This window comes from Ancylobacter tetraedralis, assembly GCF_014195655.1.
GTDB classification, from domain to species: Bacteria; Pseudomonadota; Alphaproteobacteria; order Rhizobiales; family Xanthobacteraceae; genus Ancylobacter; species Ancylobacter tetraedralis.
In genome coordinates this window covers 61,887-78,312 of the sequence record NZ_JACICD010000005.1, presented here as the reverse complement: position 1 = coordinate 78,312, position 16,426 = coordinate 61,887, and the positions used below count along the sequence as shown (strand labels likewise).

Sequence of the window (16,426 nt, the reverse complement as noted above, 5' to 3'; positions counted from 1 at the left end):
CCGGGATACGGGCGCCGTCATCCCGGAAGAGCGTCCGTGCCTCAACAGGGCGGACGTGGGGCAGGAGGCGAGAACCATGAATTTCGAGATCTATACCGAGCGCGCGCGGGGATTCGTGCAGTCCGCCCAGTCGCTTGCGCTGCGCGAAGGCAACCAGCAATTCACCCCCGAGCACCTGCTCAAAGTGCTGCTCGATGACCCGGAAGGCCTGTGCGCCGGGCTGATCCAGCGCGCCGGTGGCGATCCGCGCATCGTGCTCGCGGATACCGAAGCGGCGCTGAAGAAGCTGCCCAAGGTGCAGGGTTCGGGCGCCGGGCAGGTCTATCTGGCCCCGGCTACGGCGCGCGTGTTCGACGCGGCCGAGCAGGCGGCGAAGAAGGCGGGCGACGGCTATGTCACCGTCGAGCGGCTGCTGCTGGCGCTCGCGCTGGAGAAGGACAGCGAGGCCGGCAAGATCCTCGCCAAGACGGGAGCCAGCCCGCAGAAGATCAACACCGCCATCGAGGCGCTGCGCAAGGGCCGGACTGCGGACAGCGCCACCGCCGAGAATGCCTATGACGCGCTGAAGAAATATGCTCGCGACCTCACCGAGGCGGCGCGCGAGGGCAAGCTTGACCCGGTGATCGGTCGCGACGAGGAAATCCGCCGCACCATCCAGGTTCTGTCGCGCCGCACCAAGAACAATCCCGTCCTCATCGGCGAGCCCGGCGTCGGCAAGACCGCCATCGTCGAGGGCCTCGCGCTGCGCATCGTCGATGGCGACGTGCCCGAGAGCCTGAAGGACAAGAGCCTTCTGTCGCTCGACATGGGCTCGCTCATCGCCGGCGCGAAATATCGCGGCGAGTTCGAGGAGCGGCTGAAATCCGTGCTCTCGGAAGTGCAGGCGGCCGAGGGCGGCATCATCCTGTTCATCGACGAGCTGCACACGCTGGTCGGTGCCGGCAAGACCGAGGGGGCGATGGACGCCTCCAACCTCCTGAAGCCGGCGCTGGCGCGTGGCGAACTGCACTGCGTCGGCGCCACCACGCTGGATGAGTACCGCAAATATATCGAGAAGGACGCCGCGCTCGCCCGTCGCTTCCAGCCCGTCTTCGTCAACGAGCCGTCGGTGGAGGACACGGTGTCCATCCTGCGCGGCATCAAGGAGAAGTACGAGCTTCACCACGGCGTGCGCATCACCGACAGTGCGCTGGTGGCGGCGGCGACGCTGTCCAACCGCTACATCACCGACCGTTTCCTGCCCGACAAGGCGATCGACCTGATCGACGAGGCGGCCTCGCGCCTGCGCATGCAGGTGGATTCCAAGCCCGAGGAGCTGGACAGCATCGATCGCGAGATCGTGCGCCTGCGCATCGAGCAGGAGGCGCTGAAGAAGGAAACCGATGCGGGCTCGAAGGACCGGCTGAAGAAGCTGGAGAAGGAACTCGCCAATCTGGAGGAGCAGTCCTCCTCGCTCACCTCGCGCTGGAAGGCGGAGAAGGAGAAGCTCGGCGACGCGCAGAAGATCAAGAGCGATCTGGAAAAGGCGCGCGCGGACCTCGCCATCGCCCAGCGCAACGGCGAGTACCAGAAGGCCGGCGAGATCGCCTACGGCACCATTCCGGCGCTGGAGAAGAAGCTCGCCGCCATCGAGGAAAAGGACCTCGCCGCCGAGGTGGCGTCCGGCTCCATGATGGAGGAGGCGGTGACGCCCGATCACATTGCCGGCGTCGTCTCGCGCTGGACCGGTGTGCCGGTCGACAAGATGCTGACCGGCGAGAAGGAGAAGCTCTTGCGCATGGAGGAAGTGCTGTCCTCCCGCGTGGTGGGCCAGAAGGAGGCCGTGGAGGCCGTCTCGACCGCGGTGCGCCGCGCGCGGGCGGGCCTGCAGGACCCCAACCGGCCGATCGGCTCGTTCATCTTCCTCGGCCCCACGGGCGTCGGCAAGACCGAGCTGACCAAGGCGCTGGCGTCCTTCCTGTTCGACGACGATACCGCGCTCGTGCGCATCGACATGTCGGAATACATGGAGAAGCACTCCGTGGCCCGGCTGATCGGCGCGCCTCCCGGCTATGTCGGCTATGAGGAAGGCGGGGCACTCACCGAGGCGGTGCGGCGGCGGCCCTACCAGGTCGTGCTGTTCGACGAGGTGGAGAAGGCGCACCCGGACGTGTTCAACGTCCTTCTGCAGGTGCTCGACGACGGGCGCTTGACGGACGGGCAGGGCCGGACGGTCGATTTCCGCAACACGCTGATCATCATGACCTCGAATCTCGGCGCCGAATATCTGGTCAACCAGAAGGACGGCGAGGATTCGGAAGGCGTGCGCGAGGAGGTGATGGCGGTGGTGCGCGGCCACTTCCGCCCGGAATTCCTCAACCGCGTCGACGAGATCGTGCTGTTCCACCGCCTGCGGCGCGACCAGATGGGCGCGATCGTCGATATCCAGGTCAAGCGGCTCGACAAGCTCCTGGAGGAGCGCAAGATCGCGCTGGAGATCACCCCCGAGGCGCGGGACTTCCTCGCCGAGAAGGGCTACGACCCGGCCTATGGCGCGCGCCCGCTGAAGCGGGTGATCCAGAAGCTGCTGCAGGACCCGCTGGCCGGCCGCATCCTCGCGGGCACGGTGAAGGACGGCGATGTCGTGCGGGTGGAGCGCGGGGCGGGCGAATTGCTGTTCGACGCCCATCCCGGTGCGGTGGACGAAGCGGCCTGACCGCTCGGCACGGGCGCGGCGTCGCGCTGACAGATGTGGAAGGCCCTCCCGCGGGAGGGCCTTTCTTTTGCGTGGTGAGGGAGAACCTTACGTGCCGATGCCGATGGAGCTTCAGCATGCCAGCGAGGAGTTCGAGCGATTTCTCGCGGCGGCGCGCGATGAGGCGGGCCTGACGACCCGCAACCAGACCTACACGATGGTCGAGGGCGTGCTGCGGGTCTTCCGGCGCCGGCTCACCCTGGCCGAGGCGATCCGCTTCGCCGGTGTCTTGCCGCCGGTGCTGCGGGCGATCTTCGTGGCGGACTGGGACCCGCTGGCGCCGGTCCTGCCCTTTTCCGATCGGGTGGCGATGACGCGCGAGGTCCAGGCCCTGCGCCAGCACCACAATTTCGCGCCCGACACCTGCCTGGCCGACGTGGCGAGGGCGCTCCGCCGGCATATCGACGGCGATACCTTCGACCGGCTGCTGGCGACATTGCCCGAGGGTGCCGCGGATTACTGGAGGCCGTGAGGGGAGCGCGCCGGTATTTTCGGATCGCCCCGGCCGATCGTGGCTGTCGCCGTACCGGCCGGGACGAGGTTCCGCCTCAGCTGCGCGAGAGCAGCGCCTGCAGTTCGGGCAGGAAGGTTTCGGCAATGTCGGGGCGGGCCAGCGCATAGGCGACGTTGGCCGTGAGGAAGCCGAGCTTCGAGCCGCAGTCATAGATCGCGCCGTCGAAGGTGACGCTGTAGAAATCCTGCTTCTTGGCCAGTTTGAGCATGGAATCGGTCAGCTGGATCTCGCCACCGGCGCCGCGCTCCTGCGTGGCGAGCAGGTCGAAGATCTCCGGCTGCAGGATGTAGCGGCCGGAAATGGCGAGGTTGGAGGGGGCGACCTCCTTCTTCGGCTTCTCGACCATGCGGCCGATCTTGTGCACGCCCTCGGTGACCTCGTCGCCGAGCCCGACGATGCCGTACTGGTCGGTCTGCTCCGGCGGCACCTCGTAGACGGCGATGTGGTTGCCGCCGCCGGTGTGCTCGTAGGCCTCCACCATCTGCGCGAGGCAGCCGCGCCCGTTGCGCGGCTTGTGCAGCATGTCCGGCAGCAGCAGGGCGAAGGGCTCGTTGCCGATGATGTCGCGCGCGCACCACACCGCATGGCCGAGGCCGAGCGGCAGCTGCTGGCGGGTGAAGCTGGTCTTGCCGGGGCCGAGCGTCTCCTCGCGCAACGTGTCGAGCAGCTGATGCTTGCCGCGCTCGGACAGTGTTGCCTCGAGTTCGTACTGGCGGTCGAAATGGTCTTCGATGACGCCCTTGTTGCGCCCGGTCACGAACACGAAATGCTCGATGCCGGCGGCGCGGGCCTCGTCCACCACATGCTGGACGACGGGTCGGTCGACCACGGTCAGCATTTCCTTGGGCACCGCCTTGGTGGCGGGCAGGAAGCGCGTGCCGAGACCGGCAACGGGGAGGATCGCCTTGCGGATCTTTTTAGCCATATGACGGGGAAACTGCCTTGGGGAGCCTAAGACACCGGTGACGGGATGGCAGGAGCCTGCCTGTGTTCAACTTAACGCCTTACCCCCGCGTTTCACACAGGCTCGGTAAACGCATTGTGACGAAGATGCCGTTTGCACCCCGCGATACCGCCATCCCTGCCATGCGTGGCACGCTGGCGTCGTCGGGCTGCGGCGCAGGGGAGGGGATGCCGCCTGCCGCAGGGGCATGTTCGCGCGCGAATCGCCGCGCCGTTAAGATCGATGAAACCTTGAGGGGTTCCTAATCCCGCCCTGCGGTTTGCGTAAGGGTAGGCGTCATGACGAAAGGCACAGCGGCATCCGGGATCCCGGCATCGGCGACATTCGTACGCGGCCGCCAGCCCGCCGACGGATTCGCGGGACCGAAGCTTGCCGGGCCGAAGCTCGCGGGGGCGGTGCTGCTATGTCTGGGCCTCGCCGGCTGCGCTTCGCCCGACGAGGTGACGGGAGCGCTCGCTTCGCCTTCCCCCATGCGCGCCGCCGCGGTTGCCAATGCTCCGTCGCCCCGTCCGGCCGCGCCCGCCCGCGCGGCTGCACCGGCGGCGGCGTCGACCCATCCGGAAATGACCCCCCAGGCGCTGGCGCGTGCCGAAGCGAATTTCGACCGCTGCATCGCCTCGCTGGAGCCGATGGCGCGGGCGCAGGGCGTCTCCCCGGCCGGATTCCGCCGCTACACGGCCGGGCTGAAGCCCGACATGGGCATCATGGACAAGCTGCAGACGCAGCCCGAATTCACCCGCACCACGGGCGACTACGTGACCATGCTGGTCTCGGAAACCCGCATCACCCGCGGTCGCGAAGCCATGGCGCAGAATGCTGCCGTGTTCGAGGCGGTGGGCCGCACCTATGGCGTCGACCCCTATGTCGTCGCCGCCATCTGGGGCATCGAGACCAATTACGGCAGCGCGCGCGGGTCCTATCCCGTGCTGCAGGCCACGGGCACGCTGGCCTGCGTCGGCCGGCGGCAGCCCTATTTCCGCGACGAGTTCGTCGCCGCGCTGCGCATTCTCGACAAGGGCGACATTCCCGAGAGCCACCTGCGCGGCTCGTGGGCGGGTGCCTTCGGGCTCACCCAGTTCATGCCCACCGCCTTCCAGCGCGACGCGGTGGACTTCGACGGCGACGGGCATCGCAACGTGGTCGATTCGGTCGCCGATGCGATGGGGTCGACCGCCGCAAAGCTCAAGCGCGGCGGCTGGGTGGCGGGGCGCAGCTGGGGCTATGAGGTGGATCTGCCGCGCGGCTTCAATTATCTGCTGGCCGACAAGAAGCTGAAGAAGCCGATGCGCGAATGGTGGGCGCTGGGCGTGCGGCGCCCGGATGGGCGACCGATGCCCGGCGGCGACGAGATGGCCTTCCTGCTGCTCCCGGCGGGCGCCAAGGGGCCAGCCTTTCTGATGACCGACAATTTCAAGGCGATCCTCTCCTACAACCCGGCCGATGCCTATGCGCTGGCGATCGGGCATCTGGCGGATCGCATTCGCGGCGGCGGGCCCTTCGTGCAGCCCTGGCCGGAGGATGCGCGGGCGCTCTCGCGGCTGGAGCGCACGGAACTGCAGCAGCGGCTGGCCTCGCGCGGCTATGATGTCGGCACCCATGATGGCGCGCTCGGCCAGAAGACCCGTGACGCGGTGCGCGAATATCAGGTCAGCGCTGGTCTGGTGCCCGATGGGCTTGCCTCCGACGAGGTGCTCGCTTCGCTGCGCAACGGCACCTGAGCGCCCCGTCCCGATCCCGGGTCCGCGATGCGGGTCTTGAAAGAACCGCTATAATGGTTCACGGGACCGGCGGGTGACGTCAGGCAAGGGCAGTTCATGCGTGCATGCGGCTTCGGGCAGGGGCGAGGGATCCGGCAGGCGTTCAGGACGCTCCTCGCCGGCGCGCTGCTGAGTTCCCTGCTGTCGGCCGCGAGCCCTCCGGCGCGGGCGCAGAGCGACTGGTTCCGCCCGCCGGGCGATGTGGGTCAGCCGGCCACGCGTCCCGCCCCGTCGCAGCAGCGCCAGCAACCCACCCGGCAGCAACAGCCGCCGCCGACGCGCCAGCAGCAGCCCTCGCGCCAGGTTCAGCCGCAGCAGCGCCCGCAGGCCCGCCAGGCGCCGCCGGCCGAGCCGCGCAGTTGGTCGCCGTTTCAGCCGCTCCTTGACCTGTTCCGAGGCGACAGCCCGCCGCGCGCGGAGGCCCCGCGCGTGCCGCGCGACGCGGCGCCCGCGCCGCCGGTCGCCCGCGCGCCGGTGATCGCGCCACCGGCCGAGCCGCGCGGCGCGGTCTATGACAATGCGGCCGCCGCGCGCGTCGATGCGAAAGTGTCCGAGATCGTGCTGGTGCTTGGCGACGACTATGCCGCGTCGCTGGCGCAGGGGCTGGCCGATGCCTTCGCCGCCGACCGCGAGGGCGTGGTGGTGGTCGGCAAGAGCGAGGCGGGCTCGGGCCTCGGGCCGGGCAGCGCCTTCGACTGGCGGAGTGCCGCCCGCCAGTTACCCGGCGGCGAGCAGGCCAATGTGACCGTGCTGTTCGCCGGTGCCAATGATCTGGTGCCGATCGAGGATCCTGCCGGGCGCGCCGAGCCGCTGGACGAGCGCTGGCGCGAGATCTATGGCCGCCGCCTCGACGACGTGCTGCTCGGTCTCAAGCTCGCGGGACGCCCTGTCGTCGTGGTCGGCCTGCCGCCTGTGGAGGACGACGCAGCCAACCAGCGCCGCACGCAGTTCAACGTGCTGCTCAAGGAGCATGTGGAGCGCGCCGGGCTGATCTTCGTGGACGTGACCGACGGCTTCGTCGATGAGAATGGCAAGTTCATGATGTCGGGACCGGCGGTTGATGGTCAGCGCCGGCGTCTGCGCAGCTCCGACGGGCTCGGCTTCACGCGGGCCGGCGGGCGCAAGCTGGCCTTCTTCGTCGATCGCGAGCTCGACGATCTGCTCGCCCGGCCGGGCGAGCCGCCGGCGGCTGCGGCCAATCCCGCCGATGCCCGCCCGTCGATCATCCTGCTTACGGGCGGGGCGGTGAGCGGGGCGCGTACGCTGGCAGGCGCACCGGGGGCGGCGCCTCTGGCGGCCGGGGGGGCTGCCGCCACTCCGGTGGTGACGCCGGCGGGGCCGGAGGGTGTTGCCGAGGCGACGCCCGAGCCGGCCCGCGTGCTGGTCAGCGGCGCGGCGCTGCCTCCGGTCACGGGGAGGACGGATGATTTTCGCTGGCCGGCCGGGCAACCGGCGGCGACCAGCGCGCCGCTGGTCGGGCCCATGCCGGCCGACGCGCCGCTGCCGTCCGGCCCGGTGCCGGCCATCGCCGCGCCCGGCACGCCCGCCTCGGGCAGCACGGCTGTGGCGCCCTGATCCGGGCGATCAGGCCAACAGGCAAATGGCGCCCCGTAGGGCCATCAGGCTCACAGGCAACCGGCGCCCCATAGGGCCATCAGGCTCACAGGCAACCGGCGCTCCGTAGGGCCATCAGGCCACCAAGCAAATGGCGCCCCGTAGGGCGCCGTGAGAATGCGCGGTGGTCGAGGCGCGGACGGCTGGACGGCTCAGCGCGGCAGGACCGAGGCGCCCATCAGGAACATGTCGATCGACTGCGCGGCCTGCCGGCCCTCGCGGATCGCCCACACGACCAGCGACTGACCGCGGCGCATATCGCCGGCGGCGAACAGCTTCGGCACGCTGGTGGCGTAGTCGTTGTCCGTGGCCGCGACATTGCCGCGCTTGTCCAGCGACAGGCCGTCCTGCTCCAGCATGCCCTCATGCAGCGGGTGCACGAAGCCGAGGGCGATGAAGATCAGGTCGGCCTTGATGTGGAACTCGGTGCCGGGAATCGGCTGGCGCTTGGCATCGACGCGGGCGCATTTCACCGAGGTGACACGGCCCTTCTTGCCCTCGATGGACAGGGTGGCGGCGGCGAATTCGCGCTCGGCGCCTTCCGCCTGGCTGGTGGAGGTGCGGAACTTGGTCGGCCAGTAGGGCCACACCGCCAGCTTGTCTTCCTTGATCGGCGGCACCGGGCGGATGTCGAGCTGGTGCACGGAGAGCGCGCCCTGGCGGAAGGCGGTGCCGACGCAATCGGAGGCGGTGTCGCCGCCGCCGATCACCACGACATGCTTGCCGGCGGCAAGGATAGGCTGCTCGTCGCCCTCCTTTTCGCGCCCGACGCGGCGGTTCTGCTGCACCAGATAGGGCATGGCATAGTGCACGCCTTCCAGCTCGTGCCCGGGCAGGCCGGGGTCGCGCGGGGCCTCCGAGCCGCCGCACATCAGCACGGCGTCGTGGCTGGCCAGCAACTCGTCGAGCGGCACGGTCACGCCGATATTGGCGCCGTAGTGGAAGGTCACGCCCTCGCCTTCCATCTGTGCGACGCGGCGGTCGATATAGTGCTTTTCCATCTTGAAGTCGGGAATGCCGTAGCGCAGCAGGCCGCCGGCCTTGGGCTCGCGCTCATAGACATGCACCTCGTGCCCGGCGCGGGCGAGCTGCTGGGCGGCCGCCATGCCGGCCGGGCCGGAGCCGACCACGGCGACCTTCTTGCCCGTCTTGTGCGGGTTCGGCTCGGGCTTGATCCAGCCGGCCTTCCACGCCTTGTCGGCAATGGCCTGCTCCACCGTCTTGATGGTGACGGGCACGTCCTCGAGATTCAGCGTGCAGGCTTCCTCGCAGGGCGCGGGGCAGATGCGGCCGGTGAATTCGGGGAAATTATTGGTGGAATGGAGGTTGCGCGCGGCTTCTTCCCAGTTGCCGTTATAGACGAGGTCGTTCCAGTCCGGGATCTGGTTGTGGATCGGGCAGCCATTGGGCCCGTGGCAGAACGGAACGCCGCAATCCATGCAGCGCGAGGCCTGGTTGACGACCTCGGAATCGGGCAGCGGCAGGGTGAACTCGCGGAAATGGCGAATGCGGTCGGACGCCGGCTGATACTTCGCCTCGCGCCGATCGATCTCGAGAAAGCCCGTAACCTTACCCATTGCGCCCTCTATTCGCGGAGCACCGCCACCTTGGAGGCGTTCCAGCCCCCGGTGCAGATACATCAATCATGCCAGTTGGGAAATGACGGCGCGGCACACGGCCGCGCCAACGGCCCCTCCGGGCCGTCCCGCGTCGAACCCCGCGCGGGCGAGGCGGCGGCCTATTCGGCCGCCTGCAGGCCGCGCATCTTCTCCATGTCGCGCAGTGCCCGCTGGTACTCGACCGGCATGACCTTGACGAACTTGCCGCGATATTCGGTCCAGTTGTCGAGAATGGTCTGCGCCCGCTTCGAGCCGGTATAGTGCAGGTGCTTGGCGATGAGCTGGTGCAGGCGCTCCTCGTCATGGTGGCCCATGTCCGCCATGATGTCGATGCGGCCCTTGAACTCCAGGTCGCCGCCATGGTGATGCAGGCGCTCCAGGAGGTCTTCCTCTTCCTCGACCGGCTCGAGGTCGACCATGGAGAGGTTGCACCGCTTCTTGAAGGTGCCATCCTCGTCCAGCACATAGGCCACGCCGCCGGACATGCCGGCCGCGAAATTGCGCCCGGTCTGGCCGATGACGACGACCACGCCGCCGGTCATGTACTCGCAGCCATGGTCGCCCGTGCCTTCGACCACCGCGATGGCGCCCGAGTTGCGCACCGCGAAGCGCTCGCCGCCGACGCCGCGGAAATAGGCCTCGCCCGACGTCGCGCCGTAAAGCACGGTATTGCCGACGATGATCGAGTTCTCCGGCACGATGATGGCGTTGTCCGCCGGGCGCACCACGATGCGCCCGCCCGACAGGCCCTTGCCGACATAGTCGTTGGCCTCGCCCACCAGCGTCATCGACACGCCGCCGGCGAGGAAGGCGCCGAAGGCCTGGCCGGCGGTGCCGGTCAGATGAATGTCGATCGTGTCGTCCGGCAGGCCGGCATCGCCATAGCGCTTGGCCACCTCGCCCGAGAGCATGGCGCCGACCGAGCGGTTGATGCTCTTGATCGGGGTGTGAAGCACCACCTTCTCCCCGCTCTCCAGCGCCGGCATGGCCTGGTGGATGAGGGTGCGGTCCAGCACGTGCTGGATCGGGTGGTTCTGCCGCTCGGTGTGGCGGATGGCGACCTCCGGGCCGACCTCCGGCTTGGCGAAGATGCGCGAGAAGTCCAGCCCGTTGGCCTTCCAGTGCTCGATGGCCACACGCTTGTCGAGCCATTCGGAGCGGCCGATCAGCTCGTTGAAGCTGGCCACGCCCATCTGCGCCATCAGCTCGCGCACCTCTTCGGCGACGAAGAAGAAGTAGTTGATGACGTGCTCGGGCGTGCCCTTGAAGCGCTTGCGCAGCACCGGATCCTGCGTGGCGACGCCCACGGGGCAGGTGTTGAGGTGGCACTTGCGCATCATGATGCAGCCGGCCGCGATGAGCGGCGCGGTCGAGAAGGCGAAGTCGTCCGCCCCCAGCAGCGCGCCGATGACCACGTCGCGCCCGGTACGCAGGCCCCCGTCCACCTGCAGCGCGATGCGCCCGCGCAGGCCGTTCAGCACCAGCGTCTGGTGTGCCTCGGCGAGGCCGATCTCCCAGGGCGAACCCGCATGCTTGATGGCGGTGAGCGGGGAGGCGCCCGTGCCGCCCTCGAAGCCGGAGACGGTGATGTGGTCGGCGCGCGCCTTGGCGACGCCGGCCGCGACCGTGCCGACCCCGACCTCGGAGACCAGCTTCACCGAGATGTCGGCCTCAGGGTTCACGTTCTTCAGGTCGAAGATCAGCTGCGCCAGATCCTCGATCGAGTAGATGTCATGGTGCGGCGGCGGCGAGATGAGGCCGACGCCCGGGGTGGAGTGGCGCACCTTGGCGATGACCGCATCCACCTTGTGGCCGGGCAGCTGGCCGCCTTCGCCGGGCTTGGCACCCTGCGCCATCTTGATCTGGATCATGTCGGCATTGACGAGATAGTCGGCCGTCACGCCGAAGCGGCCGGAGGCCACCTGCTTGATCGCCGAGCGCATGCTGTCGCCGTTCGGCAGCGGCTTGAAGCGGGTCGCTTCCTCACCGCCCTCGCCGGTGTTCGACTTGCCGCCGATGCGGTTCATCGCGATGGCGAGCGTGGTGTGCGCCTCGCGCGAGATGGAGCCGAACGACATGGCGCCGGTGACGAAGCGCTTGACGATGTCCACCGCCGGCTCGACCTCGTCCAGCGCGATGGCGGGGCGGCCGAGTTCCTCCGCGTGGCGGACGCGGAACAGCGAGCGAATGTTGAGGGTCTTGTGGCCAGCCTCGTTCACCAGCTTGGCGAAGTGGCGATACTTGTCCTGCGCGTTGCCGCGCACGGCGTGCTGCAGCACCGCGACCGTCTCGGGGTCCCAGGCATGCTCCTCGCCGCGCAGGCGGAAGGCGTAGTCGCCGCCGACATCCAGCGAGGTGCGGTACACCGGCGCGTCGCCGAAGGCGTCGCGGTGGCGCATCGCGGTTTCCTCGGCGATCTCATTGAGGCCGATGCCGCCGATGGAGGACGCGGTGCCGAAGAAATACTTCGCGATCAGCTCGCTGTTCAGGCCCACCGCATCGAAGATCTGCGCGCCGCAATAGGACTGGTAGGTCGAAATGCCCATCTTGGACATGACCTTGAGCAGGCCCTTGTCGATCGACTTGATGTAGCGCTTGACGATCTCGTACTCGTCGACCTCCTCGGGGATGTCGACGCGCATGTCGATCATCGTCTCGAAGGCGAGATAGGGGTTGATCGCTTCCGCGCCATAGCCGGCCAGGCAGGCGAAGTGATGCACCTCGCGCGCCTCGCCGGTCTCCACCACAAGGCCAACGGAGGTGCGCAGGCCCTTGCGGATTAGGTGATGGTGCACCGCCGCGGTGGCCAGCAGCGAGGGAATCGGGATGCGGTCCGGCCCGGTGAGGCGGTCGGACAGGATGATGATGTTGTAGCCGCCATGCACCGCCGCCTCGGCGCGCTCGCACAGCCGCTCCACGGCATCGCCCATGCCCGCCGCGCCCTTGTCGGAGGGGTAGGTGATGTCCAGCGTGCGGGTGTCGAAGCGCTCCTCCATGAAGCCGATGGAGCGGATCTTCTCCAGGTCGGCATTGGTGAGGATGGGCTGGCGCACCTCGAGCCGCTTGCGGCGCGAATTGCCTTCCAGATCGAAGATGTTCGGCCGCGGCCCGATGAAGGAGACGAGGCTCATCACCAGCTCCTCGCGGATCGGGTCGATCGGCGGGTTCGTCACCTGCGCGAAGTTCTGCTTGAAATAGGTGAACAGCGACTTCGACTTCTTCGACAGCGGCGAGATGGGCGTGTCGGTGCCCATGGAGCCGACCGCCTCCTGCCCGGTGGTCGCCATCGGCGCCATCAAGAGCTTGAGGTCTTCCTGCGTGTAGCCGAAGGCCTGCTGGCGATCGAGCAGCGACACGTCGGTGCGGACTTCTCGCGCCTCCACCGCGCGCAGGTCTTCCAGCACCAGCTGGGTACGCTTGAGCCATTCCTTGTAGGGGTGAGCCTGGGCGAGCGCGGTCTTCACCTCCTCGTCCGGGACAAGGCGGCCTTCCTCAAGGTCGACCAGCAGCATCCGGCCCGGCTGCAGGCGCCACTTGGTGATGATCTCGTCCTCGGGGAAGGTGAGCACGCCCATTTCCGAGGCGAGCACGATCCTGTCGTCGGTCGTCACCATGTAGCGCGCCGGCCGCAGGCCGTTGCGGTCGAGCATGGCGACGATCTGGCGCCCGTCGGTTGCGACGATGGCGGCCGGCCCGTCCCACGGCTCCATCATGGCGGCATGGTATTCGTAGAAGGCGCGGCGCTCCTCGTCCATCAGCGGGTTGCCGGCCCAGGCTTCGGGCACCAGCATCATCGCCGCGTGCGGCAGCTCGTAGCCGCCCTGCACGAGGAATTCGAGCGCGTTGTCGAAACAGGCGGTGTCCGACTGGCCCTCATAGGAGATCGGCCAGAGCTTGGAGATGTCGTTGCCGAACAGCTCTGAGTCGACGGAAGCCTGGCGGGCCGCCATCCAGTTCACGTTGCCGCGCAGCGTGTTGATCTCGCCGTTATGCGCCACCATCCGGTAGGGATGGGCGAGCGACCAGGCGGGGAAGGTGTTGGTCGAGAAACGCTGGTGCACCAGGGCCACCGCGCTCTCGAAATCCTCGTCGTGCAGGTCGGCATAATAGGCGCCGAGCTGGTCGGCGTTGAACATGCCCTTGTAGACGAGGGTACGGCAGGACAGCGACACGACATAATAGCCCGCCGTGCGCGGGTCCTTGGCGGCATAGACCGCGTTCGACACCACCTTGCGCAGGATGAACAGGCGGCGCTCGAACGCCGCCTCATCCACGCTGCCCTCGCCGGGGGCGACGAACACCTGCACATGCCGGGGCTCGGTCGGCAGCACGGTGTGGCCGAGCGAGGTGTTGTCGGTCGGCACGTCGCGCCAGCCGAGCAGAACCTGCCCCTCGGCCGCGACCACGCGCTCGAAGGTCTCGCGCACGATCTGCTGGCCTTCCGCGTCACGCGGCAGGAAGACGTGGCCAACCGCGTACTTGCCCGGCTCGGGCAGCACGAAGCCGAGCTTGGCCGCTTCCTTGGCGAAGAACTTGTGCGGGATCTGCACCAGCATGCCGGCGCCGTCGCCGGCGCGCGGGTCGGCACCCACCGCGCCGCGATGCTCCAGATTCAGCAGGATCTTCAGCCCGTCCTGCACGATGGCGTGCGACTTGCGGCCCTTGATGTCGGCGATGAAGCCGACGCCGCAGGAATCCTTCTCGTTGCGCGGGTCATAGAGCCCCTGCGCGCGCGGCAGGCCCGGATCGAGATGGGTAATGGTTTTGGCGGCGCGATCCGTCGTGGCCGGACGAACCGCAGCCTCGCCGATCATGCGCGCGGCAGTGCCGCCAAATTCCTCACTCATCCCCGTATCTCCCTTCGGGTCTGTCCATCGGCGTCCCGGACCTTGCCCAGCTTCGCAGAGCTTTGCTGCACGAAGATGCACGCGGTCGTCGTTTCAGATCTGCATCGGCCGTGCCATGGCGGTGCCCGGCTTCGGCCTGTCGCGATTATAGGACAGCATCGCTTCCCTATCAATCGCGAAGATGCCAGAATTGACGCGTGCCGACAAGCGGCACCGCGCATCCCAGCCCGGCGAATTTTCATACTTGTTGCGAGGGCGGCGATCCCGGCGCAATGAACGTTAAGGGGATATGCCCGTTGGCGCAACGCCATTGCCCGGCCGGCGCTGTCTGGATTGGGCGTAATTGAGGCACAGTGCCGCGCCGGGCGGGCGCCGCGCGGCGCCGGATCGGCGGGTGTCCCGGCGGGGAGTGCCGGCCGGAGCCGCGGTCTCGCCCGCGCCGCATTCGCTGCCTTCAATGACCTTTCGGAACGATTCAGCCTGGACGCTGCCCATGAAGCCAGTCCTTTCGTCTGCCATCGCGATCTTCCGCCGGTCGCGGCGGGTGCGGCGCCTGCCTTGTGCCCTGTTGCTGCCGCTGGCCGCGGGAATGGCCGGGCTGGCCGTGTCGCCCGCCGGCGCGCAGGTCTATTTCCGGCCCTTCGGCGGTGTCTATGTCGATCGCTACGATGGCCCGCCGCCCGGCTATTATCCCGGCCCCCCACCTGTTTACGGCCCTCCGCCAGTCTACGGTCCCCCGCCGATCTATGGCCCGCCGCCGGCTTACGGGTCGCGGGGGGGGCTGCCGCCGCAGGATGTCGAGCCGATGCTGCGCTCCATGGGCATGCGGGCGATCGGGCGTGTGCGCGCCGATGGTCCCACCTATGTGGTCGATGCCACCGACCCCCGTGGAACCCGGCAGCGCGTGCGCATCGATATCGGCTCCGGCCAGATCCTGGCGATGCGGCCGCTCGGCCCCGCGCCGGATGAGCGCCGCTATGCCCCCCCACCGGCCGTTTCCGCGCCGCCGGTCGCGAACGTGCCGCGCGCCGTGCCACGCCCCCCGGCCCGGCCGCCGGAGGTCGCCACCGTTCCCGCCTCGGCGCCCATCGAGCCGTCCGTCGCGCCGGCGACGCCGGTCATCGCGCCGGATCCGTCGCCGCCTTCCGCGCCGCCTTCCGCTCAATCGCTGCCCGCTTCAGCGCCCCCCGGTTCCCCGCCCGAGGCGGCAAAGCAGGAGGCGGGCAAACAGGAGGCTTCCAAGCCCGCGGAGGATGCGGTGGCGCCGGCAGGAGGCGTGCGGGTCATTCCGGGCGTTGCCGTGCCGCCGGGCACTGGCGCGACGCCGGCCCCCGCTGCCGCTGGGCCCACGGCAACGACCAGCAAGACGGGTGTGGGAACCGGGACGGGTGGCGGTCAGCCTTCTGCCGGCACGGCCTCGGTGGTGGTGCGGGGCACGGCGGCCACGGAGACGGCGCCGCAGGACACCGCTCCGCCCGGTACGCCTGTCCTGGCTCCGTGAAACCGGAAAAGGCGCCCCGGTTTCCCGGGACGCCGTGTGGATGGTCGCCCTCGACATGCCCCGCTCGTGCGGAGGCGAGGTGACCGCGGGCGACAGGTCGGCAGCGTCGATGCCCGGCCGGCCGCCGCTTTCGCCGCGGCTGGAGCGTCAATGCTAGGCTGCCGCTTTCGCCGCGGCCGTTTTGGCCTCGATCGCGCGGGGAGCGGAAACGCCGACCGTGATCGGAATCGACCGGGGCTTCATCGCCTCGGGAATCTCGCGCACGAGATCGACATGCAGCAGGCCGTTGGCAAGGCTGGCGCCTCGTACTTCCACATGGTCGGCAAGCTGGAAGCGGCGCTCGAAGGCGCGCGCGGCGATGCCCTGATAGAGCACCTCGCCGCCCTTGGCGGAGACGTCGGGTCGCCGCTCGCCGCGGATGGACAAGGTATTCTCCTTCACCTCGAGATCGAGATCCTGATCGGTGAAGCCGGCGACCGCGACGGTGATGCGATAGGCATTCTCGCCCGTCCGCTCGATATTGTAGGGCGGATAGGTCGTGCCGGTATCCACGTTGCCGACTTGGTCGAGCAGCGAGAACAGCCGGTCGAAGCCGACGGTGGAACGGTGGAGGGGGGAAAAGTCGAACGTACGCATGGCATATCCTCAGTTCAAAGCGACATGCAGGGGCGGGTCCTCTCGTCTGAGCCGAACCCGTTGGATGTACCGCCTCAGGGCCGGTACAGGTTCGAGATAGGAAGGCCGCGCAGGCGCGCAAGAGGGGCGCCCGCGCAATCATTGCCTCCGCGACGATCGCCAACATGAACGGCAGATGAACAGGCGGATCGGGCGCTATTCAGTGCCGGCGGTATAGGGAGGGGGCTGTACGTTCCCCAA

At 68.6% G+C, this 16,426-nt stretch carries 9 protein-coding genes; 5 read left to right on the top strand and 4 right to left on the bottom strand.

What is annotated here, in order from left to right; all coding sequences use genetic code 11:
* Window positions 1–76 precede the first annotated feature (76 nt).
* Both clpB and FHS55_RS13915 read left to right on the top strand, forming a co-directional pair.
* Complete coding sequence (clpB, locus tag FHS55_RS13920; RefSeq protein ID WP_183190380.1) at window positions 77–2,695, top strand: ATP-dependent chaperone ClpB; 2,619 nt, start codon at window positions 77–79, stop codon at window positions 2,693–2,695.
* Between the two features lie 97 nt (window positions 2,696–2,792).
* Window positions 2,793–3,206, top strand: coding sequence for a DUF2267 domain-containing protein (locus FHS55_RS13915; protein WP_246340176.1), 414 nt, complete (start codon window positions 2,793–2,795; stop codon window positions 3,204–3,206).
* Window positions 3,207–3,282: 76 nt separating this feature from the next.
* Here FHS55_RS13915 and galU read toward each other — a convergent pair whose 3' ends face one another.
* Entirely contained in the window at window positions 3,283–4,173 is an 891-nt protein-coding gene (galU, locus tag FHS55_RS13910) for a UTP--glucose-1-phosphate uridylyltransferase GalU (protein WP_183190379.1), read from the bottom strand.
* 317 nt (window positions 4,174–4,490) lie between these two features.
* Here galU and FHS55_RS13905 point away from each other — a divergent pair, with 317 nt between their 5' ends.
* Together FHS55_RS13905 and FHS55_RS13900 are read left to right on the top strand one after the other, a co-directional pair.
* Window positions 4,491–5,930 (top strand): lytic murein transglycosylase, encoded by a 1,440-nt coding sequence (locus FHS55_RS13905; protein ID WP_183190378.1) that lies wholly within the window; start codon window positions 4,491–4,493, stop codon window positions 5,928–5,930.
* Window positions 5,931–6,026: 96 nt separating this feature from the next.
* The gene (locus FHS55_RS13900) at window positions 6,027–7,544 is read left to right on the top strand and encodes an SGNH/GDSL hydrolase family protein (RefSeq protein ID WP_183190377.1); all 1,518 of its coding nucleotides are present in this window, start codon (window positions 6,027–6,029) and stop codon (window positions 7,542–7,544) included.
* Between the two features lie 191 nt (window positions 7,545–7,735).
* Here FHS55_RS13900 and FHS55_RS13895 read toward each other — a convergent pair whose 3' ends face one another.
* Together FHS55_RS13895 and gltB are read right to left on the bottom strand one after the other, a co-directional pair.
* Window positions 7,736–9,160: a glutamate synthase subunit beta gene (locus FHS55_RS13895; protein ID WP_183190376.1), complete on the bottom strand. Its 1,425-nt coding sequence runs from the start codon at window positions 9,158–9,160 to the stop codon at window positions 7,736–7,738.
* A gap of 161 nt (window positions 9,161–9,321) precedes the next feature.
* Window positions 9,322–14,049, bottom strand: coding sequence for a glutamate synthase large subunit (gene gltB, locus FHS55_RS13890; RefSeq protein ID WP_183190375.1), 4,728 nt, complete (start codon window positions 14,047–14,049; stop codon window positions 9,322–9,324).
* A gap of 493 nt (window positions 14,050–14,542) precedes the next feature.
* Here gltB and FHS55_RS13885 point away from each other — a divergent pair, with 493 nt between their 5' ends.
* Window positions 14,543–15,550, top strand: coding sequence for a hypothetical protein (locus tag FHS55_RS13885; protein WP_183190374.1), 1,008 nt, complete (start codon window positions 14,543–14,545; stop codon window positions 15,548–15,550).
* A gap of 153 nt (window positions 15,551–15,703) precedes the next feature.
* On the opposite strand, the gene FHS55_RS13880 is transcribed toward FHS55_RS13885, so the two are convergent.
* Entirely contained in the window at window positions 15,704–16,186 is a 483-nt protein-coding gene (locus tag FHS55_RS13880; protein WP_183190373.1) for an Hsp20 family protein, read from the bottom strand.
* Between the last annotated feature and the right edge of the window lie 240 nt (window positions 16,187–16,426).